We start from the raw sequence: 21,536 nt of genomic DNA, 5'->3' as shown, positions 1-21,536 counted from the left end.
GCTTCGACGGTGGGCGCCATGCCCACGACGGCGACTGGGGCCGGGCTGCTTTGGGCGTCGCGGGCGGCCGAGGCGGCGAATCCGATCCGCACCGCCTCGTGGTCGTCATCAGGTTCGTGCAGAATCCGGCCACGCGTCATAAAGCTCCGCGGTGTCCCACTTCCGGTGACATATTCCGCTGTTAAGCCGACACCGGGATGACCGCATTGAAGCGGACCGGCTAGCCTTCAGAAGCAGCAGGGATTCCAACGGCAGTTATGGGGGGCCGTTGGGCTCCCTGCTGCTCCTGGCGTGACCCACAGCGTGATGAGGGGATCCTGCGGCTGTTGCCGATTGGCCGGTTCAGCTTCGGATCTGCCGCCGGACATTCTGCTCGGGCGCCACCTTGGCCAGCAGCGTCCGCTCGGCCATCTGCGCCATTTTGCGTGTTGACGGGGAAATATATGCGGCCTCCCGCTGGATCAGGGCAACCGTGTCGTACAAGGGTTCAGCAAAAGGGACCGCTTTGATGGTTTTGGGGAATCCCGGACCGTTGACGATCGCCTGCGGAGCAAAGGTATCAGCTGCCCCGGTGGCCACCAGCTCCAGCGCGGTGTCCACGTGCTCAACTTCGATCGCAGGGTCAATCTTCAGCCCTTTGAGCCGGGCGCGCTCCAGGATTTGCCGGCGGGTGGGGTCGCGCCAGCCCGCGAAGGCGTCGTAGAGCACCAGCTTTGACTCCGCCAGTTCCTCCATGGTCATGGGGCCGCGTGAAGGGTCCCGCGTGGCTGAGATGTAATAAACCTCGTCCCGGAACAGCGGTCTGACCTGCAGGCCCGTTTCCACAACCGGGAGCACGATGAGTCCAGCCTCAACTTCGCCCGATGCTACAGATTCGGCCACAGCAACGGAGTTCAGCCCCACCAGGCGGACTTTCACCTTGGGATAGCGCCGGTGAAACCGCTGCACGAGGTCGGCAAGGCCGTAGTGGGCTCCGTACCGCAGGACGCCGAAGGTGCAGACGCCCCCTTCCAGTGATGACATGGACTTCAGCGCCTCCACTCCGTTGTCAAAAGACGTCACGGACTGCAGCGCATGGACCTGGAGCTCAACGGCGATCGTGGTGGGAATGAGCCGCCGCCCGCCGCGCGTGAAGAGACTGTGGTTGAGCTCCTGTTCCAGTCTGCTGATGAGTTCCGAGACGGACGCCTGGCTTGTTTCCAACTTTCGTGCAGCGGCAGTAAAGGAGCCGAGTTCGTAGGCGGCGAGAAAAGCCCTGAGTTGCGTGAGGGTCATGTCACCAGCCTACCGTCCCATAGGGAAACCCTATGGCACGCACATGTTGAGGTCCGGTTGTGCGATGGCCCGCAAGACCGTACGTTTTAGGCCATGCAGCTAGTAGAGCGTGACAGGGCTCACATCACTGGAAACTTCGTCACCCTGAAAAGCGCCGCCGTCGGGGGCGCTCCCGCCCAGCGGCTCCCCGAGGTTATTGAGACGGTATCGACAATGCTCGGCGACATCGAGAAAAACGGGATGGACGCCGTCGTCAAATACTCACGGCAGCTCGACGGCTGGCAGGGCAAGAACCTGGAGATCAGCGGCGATGAACTGGCCAGGACGGGTGATTCGCTCTCCCCAGGGCTGCGCGAGGCACTCATGGCCAGTGCCGAGCGGACCAGGCTGTTTGCCGTTGAGCAGCGCGAACATCTCACAGACTTCGAAGTCGAACTCCTGCCGGGGGTGTTCACCGGGCAGAAGTACGTTCCCGTTGCCCGCGTCGGGGCCTACCTGCCGGCGGGCCGGTTCCCCATTCTGGCCAGCGCCTTCATGACCGTTGGCGTTGCCAAGGCCGCCGGTGTCCAGAACGTGGTGGCCTGCACTCCGCCCACTGGGCCCGACGGCGGCCACGCTGCCGTGCTGTACGCCGCATACCTGGCCGGGGTTGACCGGGCGTTCGCCCTCGGCGGGGTCCAGGCGATGGCCGCCATGGCCTTCGGCCTCCTCGGCGAACAGCCTGCGGACATTCTGGTTGGCGCAGGTAACGCTTACGTGACCGAGGCCAAGCGGCAGCTGTTCGGGCGCGTCGGGATCGACCTCCTCGCCGGTCCGTCCGAAGTGGCCGTGATCGCCGATGAAACGGCCGATCCGGAAATCGTGGCAGCGGACCTCCTCGGCCAGGCTGAACACGGCCCGCAGTCGCCGGCGTCCCTCGTGACAACCTCACACGAATTGGGCGAGGAGGTCATCCGGCACATCAACAAACAGCTGCGGACACTGGACACGCGCGACATCGCCGGTGCGGCCTGGCGGGACTACGGCACCGTCTATGTGGCGGAAGACCGGGAGACGGCGGTGCAGATCATGGACCTGCTGGCCCCGGAGCACCTGGAGATCCAGACCTCGGATGATTCCTACTACCACGCGAACCTCCAGAACTACGGCTCCATATTCCTGGGTCCCTGGTCCACCGTTGCCTACTCTGACAAGGGCACGTCAGGCACCAACCATGTCCTCCCCACAGGAGGCGTGGCCAAGTCCGCAGCGGGCCTCTCGGTGTCCCGGTTCCTCAAACCCCTGACCTTCCAGCGGATCGAAAAGGACGCAACCCCGCGCCTGGCCAACTATGTGGCCACGATTTCCGCATTTGAAGGCATGGAAGCCCACAAGGCCACCGCCACGCTGCGGCTCGACCGCTTCAACCGATAGCACCCATCACTACAGAAGGCACTCATGATGAACAGAAAAATGCTGCGCACGCGGTTCGCCGCCCTGGTGCCGATGGGCCTGGTTGTGGCCCTGGCCATGACGGGGTGCGGCTCAGGCGGAGGCGGGGGCGGCAACGCCGGCGGGGCCCAACAGAAGACGATCACCATCGCAACGTCCAACGACGCGCCCTTCTCTTTCACAGACCAGGCGTCCGGCGAACTTAAGGGCATCGACGGCGACATGATCAAGGCCATCGCGGACGCGAAGGGCTGGAAGATCAAGGTCTTCACCTCTGAATTCGCCACGCTGATCGCGGCGCTCAACGCCAAGAAGGCCGACGCCATCGTGGACGCCATGTACATCACCGACGACCGGAAGAAGCAGATCAACTTCACGGATCCCTGGTACACCGAGGGCGAGGCTATGGTGGTTCCGGCCGGTTCGACCCTAGCCTCCCGTGACGATGTCAAAGGCAAGGTGCTCGGTGCCCAGACCGGCACCGTGTTCAAAGAGCTGGTGGACAGCCTTGGCGGGAGCCAGGTGAAACTCTTCGACTCGCAGGCAGCCCTGCTCGCAGCGGTGGAAAACAAGCAGGTTGACGCCGTCTTCACGGACAGCGCAGTAATCGGTTACAGCCTCGTGCAGAAGCCCAACCCCAAGCTGAAGCTGGTCCAACCCTACAAGCCCTTCTACCCGGGCATCATTGGAGCGGGTGTGCGGAAAGACGACAAGCAACTGCTTGACGACCTGAATTCCGGCCTGGCTGACCTTAAGAAATCGCCCAAATACCTTGAGATCCTCAAGAAATACGGCCTTGGTGAAGCCAACATGGTCAAGTAGATCCAGATCTCCGCAGGGCCGGCAGTCATGTGCTTTACTGCCGCGGCGGCTCCGGCCCTGCCCGACTCTGACTTAGGAATTCCTTAATGGACTTCATCAACAACACGTTCGCCGTGTTTCCGGCGCTTCTGGTGGCCGTGCCCGTCGTCGTTCAACTTGCCCTCGGGGCCATGGCGCTGGCACTGGTCCTTGGCCTGCTGATCGCCTTGGCACGTATTTCCTCGATCAAAATCCTCCGCGGCATCGCCACGTTCTACCTTGAGGTGATCCGGGGAACGCCGCTGCTGGTGCAGCTGGTTTACATCTTCTTCGTGCTGCCCAGCATCGGCGTCGAAATCGAACCGGTACCGGCCGGCATCCTGGGGCTGGGGCTGAACTACGCCGCTTATCTCTCAGAAGTCTTCCGCTCCGCCATCCTGTCGGTGGAACACGGCCAGACCGAAGCCGCACTGTCCCTTGGCTACACCCCCTCGAAGACTCTGTGGAAAGTGGTGATCCCGCAGTCTTTTGTGGTCTCCATGGGACCGATCGGCAACTACTTCATTGCCATGATCAAGGACACCGCCCTGACATCGGTGATCGCCGTGACCGAGATCCTGAAGACCGCCAACATCCTGAACAGCCAGACTTTCCAGACTACGGCCATCTATACCGCCGCGGCGGTTCTATATCTGATTATCAGCCTCCCACTCTCGCGCGTCGTGGTAGTGCTTGAACGAAAGGCACGGTCCAGTGGCTGAGACCATCATCGAGGTCCGCGATGTCCATAAAACCTTCATCTCCGAAACGAAGAGGTCTCTGTGGAGCAGGCTGGCAGGCCGTCCCCACGTGGAAAAGAGGGTGGAAGTTCTCAAGGGCGTGGACCTGGAAGTCCACCGCGGCGAAACCATAGCCATCCTAGGCTCCAGCGGATCCGGCAAAAGCACCCTACTGCGCTGCATCAACAAACTTGAGACCATCGACGCCGGGCGTATCTACGTCAACGGACACCTGATCGGCTATGAGGAGCGCGGCGGCGAACTCATAGCCGAGAAGGCCTCCATTACCGCGCAGAAGCGCACCGACATCGGGTTCGTGTTCCAGCACTTCAATTTGTTCCTCAATAAAACAGCCCTGGGCAATGTAATGGCGCCGCTGCGGGACGTGAAGAAACTTTCTGCCACCGAGGCCCGCGACATTGCCGTGCCTAACCTGGAGATGGTGGGGCTGGGCGACAAGATGGAGAACTATCCCAGCAAGCTCTCCGGCGGGCAGAAACAGCGGGTTGCCATCGCCCGGGCCTTCGCTATGGAACCGAGCGTCATGCTCTTCGACGAGCCCACGTCCGCGTTGGACCCGGAACTGGTTGGCGAGGTTCTGGCGGTGATCAAGAAAATCGCCCAGCAGGGGACCACCATGGTCATCGTGACCCACGAGATGCAGTTCGCCCGGGACATCGCCGACAAGATCGTTGTGATGGACCAGGGGGTGATTGTGGAGGAGGGGCCGCCCAGCCGGATCTTCACCGTACCGCAGCATCCGAAGACCAGGGCGTTGCTAAGCCGGTCGGGCATCCTGCCCAGCTAGGGTTCTTGCTCCCGGAAAAATCAACAAGAGAGCATCCTCGTTGCGGCCGCTGATTGAAAAGCCATGTTCACCGTCGTCGTCACTGGCCACGTAGGCGCTGAAGTCCGCCAGCGACATGAAGCAGTAGAAATCGCAGTAGCGGTAGTCCTTTTTCTCTGCTTTCGTTGCCACTTTCGGATCCTTCGCTATCGTTGCTGGTTGGCTGTCTGCAGCCAATGGTGCGATGACCGGATCAAGGTCTGCGGCGGCTACCCGCAGCGAGGAAGCACGAATTGGGCACGATTAGCGTAGGAACAGTTGGGCAGCCTCGCTTGTCCCGCGGGTAGAAGCTGGTGCCCGAGACGTACCCGCTCGTGTCCATGGGACAGGCCGGCGTGACATTCTTCTTCCTGCTGTCAGGGTTCGTGCTCGCCTGGTCCATGAATCCCAGCACCTCAAAACGGCAGTTCTACTGGCGCCGCTTCGCCCGGATCTGGCCGCTGCACGCGCTCACGGCACTGGCCGCCGTCGTCCTGTCCCTCTCTGCCCAGGGGGACCAGTCCGTTCCCCGGCTCCTTGCCTCGCTTCTCCTCGTCCAGGGCAGGTTCGCCGACCCACACTGGGTCTACACGTTCCCCCGCGTTTAGGATCGCGGAGTTCGTTGTGGAGTGCGTGCCGTGCCTGGCCATCGCCATGCGGAACGGCTGGCGGCCTAGGTTCGGAGTGGGCATCGCTGCCGCGCCAACTGACTATGGTGGCCGCCGTCGTCGTTCATCCACGAGCGGCAGCCGCGCCCGATCTAAAGCGCAGAGCGCCTGCCCAGGGCCACGTCCTACTTGGCCGAATACACAGAGCTGTTGGCTGCCGTAAGCGTTCCGCTGGTTGCGTTAAGTGCACAGTTTGAGCCGGCACCCTGAGGCTGCAGGTCCGCAAAGGTCGCCAGGCCGGCGACGGCCGTCTGGACTGCTGTCCCCTTGATCTGGCAAGGAGCGACTGTCGCGATTGTTATGGATGCCGTGCTGTCGACGCGGTTGTCGAACTGGTCAACGACCTCGACTGAAACTGAGGGACTGAACGGGAAATTCTTGTCGACTGACGTGGCTGGCTGGCCAACAAACTTGAGTCGGAACGACGGCGATTCAGTCACGTTTGACGTTTGCGTCACGGAGGTGAGACCGGTGGCGCTGAAGGTCAACGTGGGGGATCCTGCCTTGGTGTCACCGTAGTAGAAGGATGTCACCGAGGAGCCCGCAGCTATGGTCGCCTGGGTCACGTTGGCACCTGCGGAGGTGATGGCGAAGATTGACGTCCCGGAGCTGGAAGACAGAAGCAGCGTGGTGGAACCCGACGTCGTCTGGTTCCCAAAGGCGTCCTGCCGCTGAACCGTGATGGGTCCGAGGGTGGCGGACGCGGACGCTGCTCCCGTCACCGGCGCGCTGATCACAGCGAGCTTCGTGGCTGCGCCGGCGGTGATGGTTGCCGCCTGGGAGGCGGAGGTCAGCCCCGTGCTGCTGGCAGTGAGGGTGGGTGTCCCGGCTTTGGTGTCCCCATAGCGGAAGGAAACAGCTGATGACCCGCTTGGGATGGTCACCGTGGTGACTGCCGGTCCGCCGGCCGTTGCGGAAAACGCACCGGTTCCGGCTGCGCTGGATGAGAGCCCGACGGCGAGATCACCGGCCGTAGCCAGGTTGCCATAGGCGTCCAGCCGCTGCACCGAGATTGGGCCGAGATTCGTCGACGCCGAGGCTACCCCCGAGGTAGGTGCCGTGGTGATTTGAAGAGTCTTCGCTGCCGCTGGCGTGATGTTGAAGGACCCGCTGCCAACGGACGTCAGGCCGGGTGAGGACGCCGTGAGCGTGTACCCCATTCCGGCTTTTTCGATGGACAGGTTCGAAAACGTGGCCACTCCGAGCAGATTGGTGGAAGCCGTCGCCGTTCCGGAGAGCGTACCCAACCCCGGATTGTTCCCGAGGGAAAGCGTCACTGGAACGTTCGCAACCGGAACGAGCCCCAGGGACTGCACCCTCACGGTTACCGCTGGGCTTATGGCCGCTCCGGCGGTTGCATTGCTCGGTCCCTGGCCGAACGCGAGCTGGTTGCTTGCCGGCACCACCACTGTGACGTTGCCGCTGGCCGCGCTGACGGCCGTCCAGGACCGGTAAACAGCCGTGACTACATAGGTATGAGTGCCGATGGGTACCGCGTTGTCCGTGCACGACGTAGCTGCCAGCAGGGCTGCCGGGCTGCTGCCGCACGCCGACGCCGTGGTGCTGCCCGTGACTCGGGTGACGTAGTAGCCCGTTGGCGTTATCGATCCGGCGGACGCCGTCCAGCCCACCGGCACGGCACCCAGGCTTGTGGAGGGAACTGTTACGCCGGTGGGTGCAGCCAAGGACGCGGTTATGGCGCTTCCGGCTCCCAGCCCGACGGACCTCCAGAAGGCAGATGCGCCAGGAGCGCCCACCAACGCCGCCATCAGAAGCGAAGCGACGACAGCTGCGAAACGAATTGCCGAACGCTTAAGCAGCACCAGCCCCGCCTGAGGCGCCCGAGGGGCCTTGGCGGAGCTGGTGCTGGTGGCTGGCATGTCTACCTTCTGAACACGAAGTGGGCGGAAAGTTGGTCTACCAGGGGAGTGTCAGAGCTGAGCTACTGACCAGGTACGTCAGCCCGTTTCGCCTTCAGCTCGCGGAAAATACCAGCGGTACCGTCACTCCCTTGCAGTTGTCCTGGTTGGTGGCAGAGTTGTTCATAGTGACCTTCACGGTGCCGTTAACACTCGCGCCCGCATTGATGGACCCCTTGGTGACAACGACCGGGCCGACTGTGAAATCAGCGGCCGTGCACGGGAGGGTTGTACCCACGGACCAATCTTCGTCGACCGTCACTTCGACATCGGCCAGGTACTGTACGCCTGTGCCCGGGTTGGTCACCGCGAAAGCTACGGTCTGCTGAGTGCCTCCCGGAGAAAGGGGTCCGCCCGTGGCTGCCTGACTCACAAAGGTAAACGGAACACTGTCGGCGGCAGTTTTTGCCTCGCCGACGCCGGTACCCGTTGCGCTCCAGTATGCGAAGGCGGCGCCGCCACTGATGGCCGCCAGTACTGCGGTGGTAACGATGATGCGCTTCTTGCGTCCTGCGATCTTTGCCATGGTCTCCCCTAAGTTTGTTGCGGCTCTGTCGCCCGCTTCCGCGGCGCCTGTCCGGTCTTTGATAGGTAGAGCATTTCGCTTGAAAATCAAGTGGCAACCAAGAGGCGCTCAAGGTTTCATCAAGAAACTACTTCCCCCAAGGAAGCGGGTCGAAGACCCCTGCGAGGGCTCAATGTTGCCGAAGGATTGACGCAGTTCCTCCGGCTCTGGTGAAATGCGGTGCTATCTTTCCGCCGGTAGACTGGTCCGTTCATTGCCGTCGTACATGGAGTAAAGGATGAATTTTTCGCGCACCCGGCTGGATTCACTGACAGGACTGCGGTTCATAGCCGCCATGCTGGTGGTCCTCTATCACGCGTCAGTTACGCTGGTGCCCGAGATATACCCGCTGGTGTCCATGGGGCAGACCGGTGTGACGTTCTTCTTCCTGCTGTCCGGGTTCGTGCTCGCCTGGTCCATGAAGCCGGGCACGTCCAAGCGGCAGTTCTACTGGCGCCGGTTCGCCCGGATCTGGCCCCTGCACGCGCTTACGGCGCTGGCCGCCGTCGTCCTGGTTTTCGTCACCCAAGGGGACCAGTCCGTTCCCCAGCTTTTGGCCTCGCTTCTCCTTGTGCAGGGCTGGCTCGGGGACCAGCAGTGGGTCTACGCCTACAACGGGGTGTCCTGGTCGCTGTCCTGCGAAGCATTCTTCTATGCGGTGTTCCCGTTCCTCGCCGTACGGCTTTCACGCCTTGAACCGGGGAAGCTCTTTCGCATCAGCGCCACGGTTTTCGTTGCCGCGGTTGCTCTCGTGTCCGTCCTGCTCGCGTTCGTCCCCGGCTTCGACTGGGGAGCCCTGTTCTACACGTTCCCGGCGTTCAGGGTCGCGGAGTTCGTTGTAGGTGTGTGCCTGGCCATCGCCATGAGGAAAGGCTGGAAGCCCAGGTTCGGCGTGGCCGTCGGTGCTGCCGCCGCCATCAGTTCCGTCCTGATTCTCGAAGTCGTCGACGGCATCGCGCCATGGCATACTGCCGGGCCGCTGGCGGGCGCGCTCTGCATTCCCGGCTTCGCCCTCCTGATTGCGGCCTTTGCGGACCGTGACCGCTGCGGGGGGCGCCCCACGTTCGCCAGCGCCCCTGCGATGGTGAAACTGGGCGAATGGTCGTTCGCCCTCTACCTGGTCCACGAGCTCGTACTGCGGACAGCCCTGGAACTCGGCCCGGCGAGCCTTGCCGAGCGCGTCATGTTCGCCGTCGTCGGAATTGCTGTGTCCATCCCGCTTGCCGGCGCCGCCTACACCTTCTTTGAGCGTCCCGTAGAGGCCAGGCTCAGGAACAGGGGCTCTGGCGGCGGCCCCGTCGCCGATACATCGGAGCCCGAGAAGGTCCTGGCGGCCAAGTAACACAAGGGCACAAGGGCTAGACTCGTCCTGAACGCGGCGGGGGCCGCGTCCCATGATTGCGTCCCGGCGGCAGCGCCTGAAGGACGCCGGACAGGATGGTCTCGATGTTTGTCATGCGCCGAACACGCTTCTCTGCCCTCATGACGTCTGCCGGCATCGCCGCCCTTGTGGCCACTGCCGTCATCGCGCCCCCCGCATTGGCCGCCGATGACCCAGTAACCCCGACGCCGGCCCACTCGTTTGCGTCCGTGCCGCGCCGGCCCTCGGTGGCCACGCCGCCCACGGACCAGTTCATCGTGAAATTCAAGGACCCTGCCCGGTCCGGTTCTGCACTACGTGCACAGTCCGTCAGCCGGGCCGCCGCCAAGCTTGGGGCCACCGCCAAGGAGGTCCGCGCCACGGCCAGCGGAGCCCGTGTGGTGCGCACCAGCAAGGAATTTGGCGACGGCGATGCCGACAAGTTGCTCGCCTCACTGCGGGCGGACCCCGCAGTCGCCTACGCTGAGCCGGACGTGAAGCTGCAGGCGAAAGCCGCTAATCCAAATGATCCGGCGTACAACGACCAGTGGAACCTCTCCTTGAATACCGGCGGCATCAGGGCCACCCGGGCCTGGGACGTCACCCAGGGCGCCGGGCAGGTGGTGGCCGTCGTCGACACCGGCATAACCAGCCACGTTGACCTGGACGCGAACGTGCTGGACGGCTACGACATGCTCACTGATCCAGCTAGATCCGGCGACAACGATGGCCGCGACGCCGACGCCGCCGACCCGGGTGACTGGTCAGCCGATAACCAGTGCAGCGTTGGAGTTCCGGGCGTGCCCTTCTCCTCGTGGCATGGCACCCACGTGGCCGGCATTATCGCTGCCGCCACCCGAAACGGAGTGGGCATGGCAGGTGCAGCACCCGGAGCCAAAATCCTCCCGGTGCGTGTGCTCGGGCCGTGCGGTGGTCCGGTGTCAGACATTGCCGACGCCATTCTTTGGGCGTCCGGAGCCCCTGTCGGCGACGCGCCGTTGAACCTCAATCCTGCCCGGGTGATCAATCTGAGCCTGGGCGGCCCCGGAGTGTGCCCGCAAACTTTCCAAGAGGCCATCGACACCGCCACGGCCAGGGGATCGGTGGTTGTGGCGGCGGCCGGCAACGAGATGACCCAGGCCTCCGACGCCAACCCTGCAAACTGCCGGAACGTCGTCAGCGTCGCTGCCAGCGGCCGAACGGGAGCTCTGGCGCCCTACTCAAACTTCGGGCCAGGCGTCGACATCACCGCCCCCGGCGGTGACATGAGGCCGACTTCCGCTACTGATCCAAGTAGCGGTGATCCCAATGGCATTCTGTCCACGGAAAACGACGGCGAGACAACGGCAACGGACACGCCAGGCACAAACTATTACTGGGCCGAAGGAACCTCTTTCGCTGCACCGCACGTGTCGGCTGCGGCAGCACTTCTCATGGCCCAGATGGGGCCGACGGCGACACCGGCCGCCGTCGTCACCCGCCTCCAGCGGACCGCACGGCCCATCACCGGCGGCTGCCCGCAGGGTTGCGGTGCCGGGCTCCTGGACGCCGCCGCCGCCGTGCTTCACTTCAGTACGGTGATTGCCGCCGGGGACTTCACCGGCGACGGCAGGGCCGACGTCCTGGCCCGCGAGAATTCCGGGTTCCTGTGGCTCTACCCCGGCAACGGCCGCGGCGGCTGGCTGGCGCGCCAGCAGGTGGGCTCCGGCTGGAATGTCTTCACCTCGATCATTGCCCCTGGCGATTTCAATGGCGACCGGCGGACTGACATTCTGGCCCGGGACGGGGCCGGCGAACTGTGGCTGTACCCGGGCAACGGCCGCGGCGGCTGGCTGCCCCGGGCCAAGGTGGGTTCCGGCTGGCAGTCCTTCACCGCGATCGTCGGTCCGGGGGACCTCAATGGGGACGGGAAAGCCGATGTCCTGGCCCGCGACAAGGCCGGTGAACTGTGGCTGTACCCGGGCAACGGCCGCGGCGGCTGGCTCGCCAAGACGAAGGCAGGCTCCGGCTGGAACGTCATGACCGCCGTCGTCGGCCCCGGCGACTTCAACGGTGACCGGAAAGCAGACGTCTTGGCCCGCGACGCGTCAGGCACCCTCTGGCTCTATCCCGGCAACGGCCGCGGCGGCTGGTTCCCCCGGACGAAGCCGGGCGCAGGCTGGAACGCCATGACCGCCATCGCCGGCCGGGGCGACTACAGCGGCGACGCCAAGACCGACATCCTGGCCGTGGACACCAACGGGACCCTCTGGCTTTACCGGGGCAGCGGGACCGGCGGGTTCCTGGGCCGGACCGTCGTGGGGGCCGGCTGGAACTAACCCTCGGACCGGACATTCTACCAGCACCTGCCGCATCTTGACGAACGCTCTATCAAGTCTTGCGCGTACGTATAGTTGTTGCCCCACCGGGCAGCGCGAACGTACAGCTGTGGCCCGGGATCCTGGGGCGAGGTGTATTACCTCCGGTTCCGTTCATGGCTCAACGCATTTGCCGCCTTGTTCTACCTAGTGACGGGCATATCGGCTGGTCAGCGGGCACCTGAGCGATCAAGTAGCGGGAGAGGCTAAAAAACGAGTACTCATAGAGGGCGCCTCCTAGTTGATTGTTGCCTTAGGGTAGGTAGATCCCGTAGTCCACTAGTCACAGGGGCACAATCGCGGTAAGGCCAGATTGGAGCCTCTGCGCGGACGAACAAGCAATACAATCCGCGCCCACTCTTCTTTACACGCCATGCTGCACGCGGTAGTGCGGCCAGACTCAGATCAAAAGCATGAATAATCCAAACCTACGGCGTGCGGATACGTTGCTTCGTTGTATTATGTCGGGCCACCCCGTCTCCAGATTATCCGCGCTAGATGTCGGAACCACGGGCACTCCAAGTTTCAGTTAGCCCGCCGTGCACGCTATTGTCCTCGCTCGCGGCCATTGCTCTTCAAAACGAGGACTGGGCGCGTGGCATGGAAGGTTTGGTTTCGCGGTGCCGATCTCACCACCGTTCCCGCGGAATCAATAAAGGAAGCGGTCTCCGCGCGCCTGCGGAGACCGCTTCGGTCTTTCGACAGCGGCCGGACTCCCATCACGCGCTGTAGGAATACGACTTCAGCTCCGCCGGGGTGACCGCCGCCGCCGTCGTGATGACCGAAACTGGAGGAGTTCGGCCGGTTCGTCTGAACAGCCAGTTAAACCTCGGCCGTGTGTAGCGCGGTCTGGGCGGCAACTGTAACGTTCACGTTGGGCCCACAGGACTGGTGGAAGAGGCAGATGCCGAATGCGGAAAATATTCGTGCTGGCTCCGGGGTTATTTTCGCTGGTCTTGCTGGCCTCCGCTTGCGTCGGTACGCCGCCGCCGCAGCCGCCGGACGAGAAAGTTGTTCCTGACGTGTACATGACGGCGTACACCTGGTTCGACAACACGCCCGCGGGTTCCCCGGACATCAGTCACCCCGTATTGCATCGCGCAGCCGGTGGAACCGGAACATACTCGGATCCCGTCACCATCGCCGTCGGGCACTCTTTGGAGACGGGGAAAGATGTCCTCGACGTTCCAGCCGGAACGCGGATATATGTTCCGAACGTTCGGCGATATTTCATAGTCGAAGACACATGCGGTGACGGACCCACACCGGAGGATGGGCCCTGCCACTCCGGGGCGGAGGACCACAGCGGGGCCTCAATCTGGATCGATTTGTGGATCGGTGGCGAGGGCGGAAGCAAGGCGTCTGCCCGGCGCTGCGCTAGGAAAGTAACAGGGGTGCGGACTGCTGTTTTCAACCCGCGTTCCGACTATGCGGTGGTCTCGGGAGGGGGAGTGATCCACGGCGGCAAGTGCGACACGGGCTATGGTGACGAACTGGTGACCGGGTAGCACCTGCCCGAAGACCGATCCGTGTGAGGACAGCCATAAGTTGGCGCTGGATTGGGCCGAACCCGGGGAGCGACGCGCCGAGGATTGGCCTCTTCTTGCCTGACAATGTAACGTTTGGGTCACCGGTTGGCGCACACGCCGTTTGGAGCATTCTGAATTGCGTTCCGTGTGGTAAGTCCCGAGGTGGCATTGCCTCGCTTTGCTTCAGACCGTGACCCACTTCGGGCAGGACTTGTTTCTCGTCGGACTGCCCGTTTCGCACCCCCGAAGAGGATTTAGCTCCCATGCGCAGGAAATATCTGCTGTCCGCTGCCATGCTCTCGGTTCTGCTCGCCACGTCGGCGTGTGGGGCTGCGACCATTGCCCCAAACTCATCACCACAACCTGCAGACCTGGCGCAGACCGGCGTCGAGGTTAGCTCCGGCAGCGGGCCCGAAGTCGGTACATCGCAGAGGGTCGCCGCCGAGAAGGCCAAGGCAAATAAGGTCATGGCCACGGCGGCCGCCAAGGCCAAGTCCGACGCTGCAGCTAGGACGGCTGTAGCCAAGGGGGCGGCAGCCCAGAATGCAGCGGCGGAAAAGGTAGCCGCGGAGAAGGTAGCCGCAGCTACGGCTGCCGCAGCCAAGAAGACAGCGGCGCGCGCCGCGGCAAAGACGCCCGTAACGGCACCGGCAGCCGCCCCGAAGCGTGTCGCGCCGGTTGTTCCCAAACCGGCGCCTGCACCCATCCAGCCGGCATCCTCCGAAAAGATTGTCAACACGGCCTACACCACGGCCTACACGTGGCACGACAACACTCCGGTAGGGTCGGCGTCAATCAGCCATCCGGTGCTGCGCAGGACCGCCGGTGGAACAGGCACATACGCTGACCCGATCACCATTGCGGTAGGGCACTCCCTGGCAACCGGCAAGGACGTTCTCGACTTCCCCGCCGGCACGCGGATCTACCTGCCGGATGTTCGCCGTTATTTCATCGTCGAGGACACATGCGGTGACGGCAACGATCCCGAGAATGGCCCCTGCCATCAGGGGACGAACGCTCAGGGTACGAACTCCACCCTCTGGATTGACATGTGGATCGGTGGCCAGAGCGTGGATGCCGACGGTGCAGACAACTGCGCCAGCCGCGTGACCGACATCCACACGGCGGTCTTCAACCCGGCGAGCAACTATGTGGTGGCACCCGGTGCAGGGGTAATCCACGACGGCAGGTGCGACGCCGGATACGGAAACTCGCTCCTTAGGAAGTAGCCGGCAGGACGGGCGGGACGGCGTGGCTCTCCGGTTCCATCCCCCAAGTTGGGTGGGATGACGCCTGCCATCCCAAGGAAATTCCAAGGAAAACCGGTCACGATGGAGCAGTGAGTTCTGAACATCGGGCCACCGGTGAGCACCATGATTGATTCCCATCCGGTGAAAGTGCTCGTGGCCTCCGACGGGTTGGTGGACGCACATCCGTTCGACTTCCACGCCCTCGGCCTTGCAGGAGTTATCGATCGACTCGCAGTCCGGATGCGGTCGGCTGGACTCAGGGTTGCGCTCGAGGTGGGGCATGCCGAGGCCGAGATCGACAGACGGAGTGCCATCCTGCTTTACAGGGCCACGGATGAGTTGTTCCGCAACATCATGGCTCATGCCCGGGCGCAAGAGGTGAAAATCCTCCTGCAGGTTGCACCCGGCGCCATTCAGCTCCGCATCCAGGATGACGGCATAGGCTTTCACTGCAAGCGACTGCTCTCCGAAGAAGCTGCGGAGGGCGGACTTCGGAAACTGCACCGCGTCATCGGCCGGGCAGGAGGCTACCTGGACGTGGAATCAAGCAGGGAAACGGGAACCTGTGTTACTGTCCAGCTGCCGCTTGACTGACCAATGCACCCAAACGTAGGCCTGGCTACGTGGCATATCCGTTTCCCAGGAGTTGTGCGAACATCCCTTTTTTCTGCTGGACTCCGCTGCACGTTGCTGAGGCAGCGGAGGGCAATTCCTTCCTGTCGGAAGGAGTGCAGGCCCTGTCGCGGTTGAGGGACCACATGGACATTCGCCCGACGCCGTGCTCCAAGGCAAAGCTGTTTAATCCTTCAGCGTCCTGCAGACTGAGTACCTGTCCGCTGACATCGTTGTCGCCCAACATGGGGGTGATTCCGATCTTTTTCCAAAGCAGGGCGGGTTCAAGGTGCCGGCCTGCCCGCGCGTAGAGGGCAGTCATTTGGCGGTGGGTTGCCTCGGCAGCGCTGATGGACACGTCCAGCATGCTTTGTCCGCTGTTGAGCGGCTCGAAGTTCATCGTCATGATATTGACGCCGGCAAGCTCCACTCCGGCGCCGAGCATGGTTGCAACCGTTGACTCTGCCTCGGAGGTTAGGCCGTCAGCGGAAACCGGGAGCGTGAGCCAGACGTTCAGGGGTTTGCCGGGCTGCCGGCCGTCCTGCAGCCGGGCAAAAGCGGTGGCGCGCCTTTTCGCGGCCTCGGCATTGTTCAGCGCCTCGCCTTCAACGTCAAGGTCGACGACGTCCAGCCCGTAGCGGTTGATGACGGCGGCGTAGGCCTTACTCAGGGCTTGGGCGTCGGTACATGCTCCGGACAATTCCTCCCCGAGTTGCCCTCCAAAGGAGACGGCGACGTCGTTGCCGTCCTTGCGGTGACGCTCTACCTGGCCGTCCAGGTCCAGCTTCTCGCTCGCTTGCTCCTGGCTGTAGAGGCCGCCCCAGGAGGGTTCGCAGGGGTGGGCGGGATCGGCGACGATAAAGGAAAGGACGGTGGTGACTTGGCCATGCTGGGGCCAATTGGCGAGCCGCCGGGCGGGATCGAGGGTGAGATCGAAGTAGGCTCCGAACCACCGTGGAGCGGTGTTCTCCTCGGGGGTCGCTTCGGTGCTGGGACTCGGCTGGTTCACATCCTGTTCCCTACCCCTGATGCCGGACAGTATGAGCGCAAGGACAATCATGGTAGCCGCGGTTGCCCCCACAGCGAGAAGTTTCAATCCGGTCGCTAGACGCAATATGCCTCCGTCCATGGACGTTGGGGCTATCTTAGTGGCTGGGCACCGTTCCCTGGGCCGCACTCGGGGATCGGGTCCGGCTCGGAGGCTCCGGTGAATGTACGGACTCTTTCGATAAACGCCTTCGCTTGGGGGTCCCTTGCCAGTTGGGCGTACACGGGGCCCACAGCAGCCCTGAAGGCCGCCACCTGCTGTTCCGTGGCGTTCACGATCGTTCCGCCGTTCTGGCAGTAGGCCGAGGCTTCGTCTGCGGTGTGCATGGCTCCTTTTGCGGTCTCCCGGGTCTGCGAGGCTGCTTCCTGCACGATTCGTCGCTCATTAGCGGTGAGGCGGCCGTAAGTTGCTGTATTGATGACGAGCGTGTTGATTTTTGGGTACAGCGGCAGGTTGCCGGTGGTTACTGACCCTTTGGGATAGGATCTTGCCCGGCTGAAGGAGGATTCCGCCGCCTGCACCGTGCCACTTGCCAACGCTTCGACGAACAGGTCTCCTGTCAGAGCCCGGGGACTGGCTCCCAATGAAGTCAGCGTTGCGTACGTGGTTGCGGACCGGGGGGCGCGCACCACCTTCCCTGCCAGGTCGGACGGCGTGAAAACCGGTCCGGCGAAGGAAAACAGCCTCCGCTGCGCGTCAGGAAAGAGCGCGAGCCCGGTGACTCCGATTTGCTTGAGGTCGTCCAACATACCACCGGCGGTATCCGGTGCGACCACTCGGCTGACGAGTTCGTCTGATGCGATCAGGAACGGAGCGGACAGCACATCGAAGGACGTTATGCCTTCGGACGCCCAAGTCCGGGTGGGAATAAGGGCCATGTCGAAGTCGCCGCCCTCGGTCGACTGCGCAACCGCCTGATCCCAGGCGTCTGCCTCGTCAGCGGCAGCCTTCAATACGGGCTCGATGCGGATGGCAGCGGAGGACAGCGTGGTGACGTGTCGAGCGAACTCCTGAATTTGGCTGGCGGCGCGGCTTTCCGGTCCTGCCGCCGTCGCCACGGTCAGGACTGTCGCCTCATCCTGGTCCTGCCGGTCACCCTGCACAGGTCGCGGCACCTGGCATCCGGACGACCCGAGAAGGACGACAATCGCCGCCGCTGCCGCGCCACGCCAAGGGGACATCTTCTGCCTCTTCCGACTAACGAGGCCGTCCGCTTCGCGCCGGGTCAAGCACGAGGATGGTCTCTATTTCGAAAGATACGCCTCAGCGTGGACCCCACCAAGAAAGGCGCCACAACTGACAGGAAACTCGCAGGCTAAGATTCGACGGCGGTCCGACGGCGAATGGCTCAGTCCTCGGTCCGGGGAACTTAGGGAAGCTGCGTAGGCAAGTACCAGGCACGTACAGGATTCGAGTAGTCACCACTCGTGCGCTCCCAGCCCCCGCATTCATAGGCTCGAATCACGCAGAAGCCGATAGAAGTCGGTACCTAGGCCGAGGCTGGGCGGCCCAACTGGAACTTAAAAACCGGAAGTCTCATACCGGAACTCCTTAGTTGGGTTGAGTACGCGCATGTCACAGCCGAGTTCAAAACCCCCTCATACCTCCGCGCCAGTTTTCTTCGATCCCAGCGGCAAACGGTGGCAACGAATCCTCCGCAGTGTGGCGGGAGCGCTTTTAATTATCGTTTTGTCCGTCGTCTGGATCCTGCCAGGTGCCACGGCTCCGGTGTGGAGAGGGCAACTGAACCAGGCCCCCGAGTACCCGCGTCAGCTCCTGGCCACTGGGGACCTGAATAAGATTCCGACTCTGGGCGACGACGCGGATTTCGTCTTCGACCGGATAGCGCTCGTCCAGCGCAGCGGTGCCAAGGTTCTGCTCAAAGATCCTTTTAGCGGCACTGTGTACCGGGAAGCAAACGCTGAAGAAAAGGAGCTGATCGGGAATTACCCTTACGTCATCGACAGCTACGGCCATCCTGCAGACCGCCAGCTGATGCTGACCTTCGACGACGGGCCCGACGCACGTTTCACCCCGGAACTCCTGGACCTGCTCTCGAAGGAAGGCGTGCCGGCAACGTTCTTCACGATCGGGAGCAACATCGTTAAGAATCCGGACGTCCTCAGACGGATAATCCGGGAGGGCCATATGGTTGGCAACCACACCATGTTCCACTCCGATTTCTGGGCGCACGACGACACGTATAACCGGGAAGCAATAATTGGAAACGACCGAGTCCTGCGCGCGACTGATAACTACGCCACCAGGCTCTTCCGCATCCCTACAGGGGACCCCGAAAACAACACGCTGGCCCTCCTCCAGGCCCAGCAACTGGGCTTCCTCCACATCAACATGGACCTGGACACGCGGGACTGGGACCACCCACCGGGAGAACCAGTGCCTGCGCCTCAACTCGACGGCAAAGGACACGTCGTCCTCCTGCACGACGGGGGCGGTGACCGCACCGCGACGATCAACATGGTCAAGACGCTGATATATCAGGCGAAGGCGCAGGGCTACACCTTTACCACCCTCCAGCCACTACTGCCGAGTGAATACGTGCCGCAGCGGATCACGCCCGGCGTGGACGATCACGTGACCCTGACCTTCTATGCGGGCTTCCTCGTGGCTCCCAATCTAGTGATCACATGGTTGTTCTGGTTCGGTATCGGGTCCCTGACCGTCCTGACGTTCCTTTACGTCGTGTTGGCACTGATCAGCAACCGCAGTCAAAAACGTCGCCACTGGGACGCTATCCCCGAGCAGGACTGGCCGTTCGTCAGCGTGGTGCTGCCCGTGTACAACGAGGAACGTTTAGTAGAAAAGACCCTCGCCGCCCTCCAGTTCAGCGACTACCCCCGCTTCGAGGTTGTTGCTGTCAACGACGGATCCACCGACAACACTCTCGCCGTGCTCAACGACTACGCCAGGACCTGGCCACAGCTGCGCGTCCTGGACCAGCCCAACCGGGGCAAATCAGAGGCCAGCAACAACGGCATTTTTCACTCCCGAGGCGAGGTCGTTGTCACGTTGGACGGCGACACCCTTTTCGAACGGCAGACCATCCGGATGTTCGCACGCCATTTCTGTGTTGGCAATGGCGACAAAATGCTGGGCGCCGTCGCCGGCCACGTCAAGGTCGGCAACAGGCGCAGCCTGATCACTGCCTGGCAAAGCCTGGAATACCTTTCCGGCATCTGCGTCACCCGCATGGCCGAGGGGCTCATGGGAGCGATCGCAATCGTTCCAGGCGCTTGTGCCGCCTGGAGAAGGGAAGCACTCATCCAGGCAGGCGGCTATTCTACCGACACGCTCGCCGAAGACGCCGACTTGACGCTGTCCCTGCAACAGCTCGGTTACAGAATTGTCCAGGAGAACAAGGCGGTCGCCTGGACGGAAGCCCCGATGACCCTGACGGGACTGGCCAAGCAGCGGCTTCGATGGACCTACGGCAACATCCAGACGATCTACAAACACCGCGGAATGATATTCAATCCCCGCTACGGGGCGCTGGGACTCCTCACCCTGCCCTACGCCGTTCTCTCAGTAATCATTCCTCTGGTGTTCATGCCCATGACGATCATTGTCGCAGCCATCAATCTTGCCCACGGTGAATGGCAAGCTATCGCCATCTTTGCGGTCATCGTCGCGGGGACCCACATGATCATCTCGACCGTGGCTGTAATTATGGTCCGGGAAGACCCCAGCCACCTGCTCATCGTCCCCATCTACCGGCTGATCTACGAACCGCTCCGTGCGTACGTGATTTTTGGAGCGACGCTTCAGGCCCTGCGAGGGCGAGTCGTCGGCTGGTACAGGCCAGAACGCACCGACAGTGTCCTGCTGTCCGTAGCCACCGAGCCAGGCGGAATGCCCGCCGCTGTTTCCCCCTTGTCGTTGTCAGGCCAGGAGCGATCTCCGAGCGCGGCATGACAGACGGAACTACTGCCAGTTTGTGCAATGTTTCATTGGGCTTCACGGCTGCTGCATTATTTGGTCCGTATATAGGGCGCCCACCCGTCCAGCACTTCAACGAGTGTGGACGCTGCCTCGTCAATTTGATCCACGGCTTTGGCGCAGGGGTCGCTAGTCGCGTCCTGACAGGAGGCTGCCGCGTTGGACTTGCTTAGTGGTGCGAGGGCATTGAGTGTGTCGGTGACCAGCACCGTGAGCTCTGGCGGCGGGGGCCCAAGCGCAACGATCGCGCTGGTGGCACTCCTAGCCCGATTGGCAGCATCCTGCGCGTTCTTGATGCACCCCATGGCCTGGATGTAGTCGTCAGGTGTGAGACCTTCTGCGGCTTTGTTGCATGAGCCGATGTTCGCTTCGTAGCCGCGCCAGGCTTTTTCGTTTTCACTAATGATGCCCGCCAACTGATCGGCCGAGGCTGCCAAACGCGGGGAGTGCGGAGGGGTTGGTTTCACCGTCTGTTGGTCCACGGGTTGGTGAGTCGGTTTTGCTTGCGGAGACGGGGATGTGCAGCCGGACAAGAGTAGGGCCGTGATGGCCAGGAGGGTTGCGTGCTGCTTCAACCCGGTTCCACCTCTCATGTCCTGATTCCCTCGGCACCCCGGCTACTGTCGACGCTCCGGGTATGGGCCGGCGGCCTGTGAAGGGAGCCGGCTGGCCATAATTGTGGAGAGCGCCGGGCGGCGACGTCTTCGACCCACCCTATGGTTAGGAACACAATGGCCAGGAGTAGCCAGACCGCGATGAACTGAGTCCATTCGCTGTCGAGAATCCACGGTATGGCTGTGGCGAGCGCGTCGACTTCGTAAAGCCGGTTGATAACGACCACCGTGATCACCAGCAGCAGGTTGTGCCATAGATAGATCGTGATGGCCCTGTTGTTGACGAGGGCGATTGGCTTGTCCAGAAACCGAATCCGTCGAGGCAGTGCCTGCCATGACGGCGAGATCCGGAGCAGCATCGCACAGAAGCCCAGGGACCACAGGGCCTGGGCAAGGGGGATGTTGTTGAGGTCCCATCCGTTGTCATCTAGATGGTCGGCCGCCCAGAATAGACCAAGCACCATGAGGACCAGGCCCGCCGGGAAGACCACTCGTCGGGGCATTTTGAGTAACAGGCCGTTGTTATGGGCGAAACCGAGGATCCA

At 62.7% G+C, this 21,536-nt stretch carries 18 protein-coding genes and 1 pseudogene; 11 read left to right on the top strand and 8 right to left on the bottom strand.

Going from position 1 to position 21,536, the window contains the following annotated elements; translation table 11 throughout:
• Positions 1 to 342: 342 nt before the first annotated feature.
• On the bottom strand, positions 343 to 1,275 hold the full coding sequence (locus J7I85_RS14965) for a LysR family transcriptional regulator (RefSeq protein ID WP_214853037.1): 933 nt from the start codon (positions 1,273 to 1,275) through the stop codon (positions 343 to 345).
• 93 nt (positions 1,276 to 1,368) lie between these two features.
• Between J7I85_RS14965 and hisD the strand changes: the two genes are divergently transcribed.
• The 4 genes from hisD to J7I85_RS14945 all read left to right on the top strand — a co-directional run bounded on the left by hisD (position 1,369) and on the right by J7I85_RS14945 (position 5,094).
• Complete coding sequence (hisD, locus tag J7I85_RS14960; protein WP_214853034.1) at positions 1,369 to 2,688, top strand: histidinol dehydrogenase; 1,320 nt, start codon at positions 1,369 to 1,371, stop codon at positions 2,686 to 2,688.
• 24 nt (positions 2,689 to 2,712) lie between these two features.
• Positions 2,713 to 3,528, top strand: coding sequence for an ABC transporter substrate-binding protein (locus tag J7I85_RS14955; RefSeq protein ID WP_214853031.1), 816 nt, complete (start codon positions 2,713 to 2,715; stop codon positions 3,526 to 3,528).
• An 86-nt stretch (positions 3,529 to 3,614) separates the two neighbouring features.
• On the top strand, positions 3,615 to 4,268 hold the full coding sequence (locus J7I85_RS14950; RefSeq protein ID WP_214853028.1) for an amino acid ABC transporter permease: 654 nt from the start codon (positions 3,615 to 3,617) through the stop codon (positions 4,266 to 4,268).
• A gap of 58 nt (positions 4,269 to 4,326) precedes the next feature.
• Positions 4,327 to 5,094, top strand: a complete 768-nt coding sequence (locus J7I85_RS14945; RefSeq protein ID WP_251024399.1) for an amino acid ABC transporter ATP-binding protein — start codon at positions 4,327 to 4,329, stop codon at positions 5,092 to 5,094.
• Here J7I85_RS14945 and J7I85_RS14940 read toward each other — a convergent pair.
• Positions 5,065 to 5,265, bottom strand: coding sequence for a hypothetical protein (locus J7I85_RS14940; protein ID WP_214853026.1), 201 nt, complete (start codon positions 5,263 to 5,265; stop codon positions 5,065 to 5,067). The two genes, J7I85_RS14945 and J7I85_RS14940, sit on opposite strands and share 30 nt — an antisense overlap.
• Before the next feature lie 161 nt (positions 5,266 to 5,426).
• Between J7I85_RS14940 and J7I85_RS14935 the strand changes: the two genes are divergently transcribed.
• The gene (locus J7I85_RS14935; RefSeq protein ID WP_308159501.1) at positions 5,427 to 5,720 is read left to right on the top strand and encodes an acyltransferase family protein; all 294 of its coding nucleotides are present in this window, start codon (positions 5,427 to 5,429) and stop codon (positions 5,718 to 5,720) included.
• A gap of 185 nt (positions 5,721 to 5,905) precedes the next feature.
• On the opposite strand, the gene J7I85_RS14930 is transcribed toward J7I85_RS14935, so the two are convergent.
• Together J7I85_RS14930 and J7I85_RS14925 are read right to left on the bottom strand one after the other, a co-directional pair.
• Positions 5,906 to 7,465 (bottom strand): hypothetical protein, encoded by a 1,560-nt coding sequence (locus J7I85_RS14930; protein ID WP_214853024.1) that lies wholly within the window; start codon positions 7,463 to 7,465, stop codon positions 5,906 to 5,908.
• Between the two features lie 289 nt (positions 7,466 to 7,754).
• Positions 7,755 to 8,225, bottom strand: coding sequence for a hypothetical protein (locus J7I85_RS14925; protein ID WP_214853022.1), 471 nt, complete (start codon positions 8,223 to 8,225; stop codon positions 7,755 to 7,757).
• Between the two features lie 277 nt (positions 8,226 to 8,502).
• On the opposite strand from J7I85_RS14925, the gene J7I85_RS14920 reads away from it, so the two are divergent.
• From J7I85_RS14920 to J7I85_RS14900, 5 genes are all read left to right on the top strand, one after another.
• A complete protein-coding gene (locus tag J7I85_RS14920) occupies positions 8,503 to 9,606 on the top strand; it encodes an acyltransferase (protein WP_214853020.1) in 1,104 nt (367 codons plus the stop codon).
• A gap of 95 nt (positions 9,607 to 9,701) precedes the next feature.
• Positions 9,702 to 11,942 (top strand): S8 family serine peptidase, encoded by a 2,241-nt coding sequence (locus tag J7I85_RS14915; protein ID WP_251024388.1) that lies wholly within the window; start codon positions 9,702 to 9,704, stop codon positions 11,940 to 11,942.
• Between the two features lie 950 nt (positions 11,943 to 12,892).
• A complete protein-coding gene (locus J7I85_RS14910; RefSeq protein ID WP_214853018.1) occupies positions 12,893 to 13,489 on the top strand; it encodes a hypothetical protein in 597 nt (198 codons plus the stop codon).
• 284 nt (positions 13,490 to 13,773) lie between these two features.
• A complete protein-coding gene (locus J7I85_RS14905) occupies positions 13,774 to 14,739 on the top strand; it encodes a hypothetical protein (protein WP_214853015.1) in 966 nt (321 codons plus the stop codon).
• Between the two features lie 144 nt (positions 14,740 to 14,883).
• A complete protein-coding gene (locus tag J7I85_RS14900) occupies positions 14,884 to 15,354 on the top strand; it encodes a sensor histidine kinase (protein ID WP_214853011.1) in 471 nt (156 codons plus the stop codon).
• A 25-nt stretch (positions 15,355 to 15,379) separates the two neighbouring features.
• On the opposite strand, the gene J7I85_RS14895 is transcribed toward J7I85_RS14900, so the two are convergent.
• Positions 15,380 to 16,381, bottom strand: coding sequence for a chitinase (locus tag J7I85_RS14895; RefSeq protein ID WP_214853008.1), 1,002 nt, complete (start codon positions 16,379 to 16,381; stop codon positions 15,380 to 15,382).
• Between the two features lie 131 nt (positions 16,382 to 16,512).
• Positions 16,513 to 17,601 carry a TRAP transporter substrate-binding protein gene (locus tag J7I85_RS14890; RefSeq protein ID WP_214853005.1) on the bottom strand — a complete coding sequence of 363 codons (1,089 nt, stop codon included), beginning with the start codon at positions 17,599 to 17,601 and terminating at the stop codon, positions 16,513 to 16,515.
• A gap of 508 nt (positions 17,602 to 18,109) precedes the next feature.
• Here J7I85_RS14890 and J7I85_RS14885 point away from each other — a divergent pair.
• Positions 18,110 to 20,353 carry a bifunctional polysaccharide deacetylase/glycosyltransferase family 2 protein gene (locus J7I85_RS14885; RefSeq protein ID WP_251024387.1) on the top strand — a complete coding sequence of 748 codons (2,244 nt, stop codon included), beginning with the start codon at positions 18,110 to 18,112 and terminating at the stop codon, positions 20,351 to 20,353.
• A gap of 56 nt (positions 20,354 to 20,409) precedes the next feature.
• Here the strand turns inward: J7I85_RS14885 and J7I85_RS14880 are convergent, their stop codons facing one another.
• Together J7I85_RS14880 and J7I85_RS14875 are read right to left on the bottom strand one after the other, a co-directional pair.
• The gene (locus tag J7I85_RS14880; protein ID WP_214853000.1) at positions 20,410 to 20,844 is read right to left on the bottom strand and encodes a hypothetical protein; all 435 of its coding nucleotides are present in this window, start codon (positions 20,842 to 20,844) and stop codon (positions 20,410 to 20,412) included.
• 122 nt (positions 20,845 to 20,966) lie between these two features.
• Positions 20,967 to 21,536 (bottom strand): annotated as a pseudogene (locus tag J7I85_RS14875) (hypothetical protein); the annotation flags it as partial.

It is taken from the genome of Arthrobacter sp. ISL-65 (genome assembly GCF_018613795.1).
Taxonomy (GTDB): Bacteria; Actinomycetota; Actinomycetes; order Actinomycetales; family Micrococcaceae; genus Arthrobacter.
This window is presented reverse-complemented; position numbering and strand designations above follow the sequence as displayed.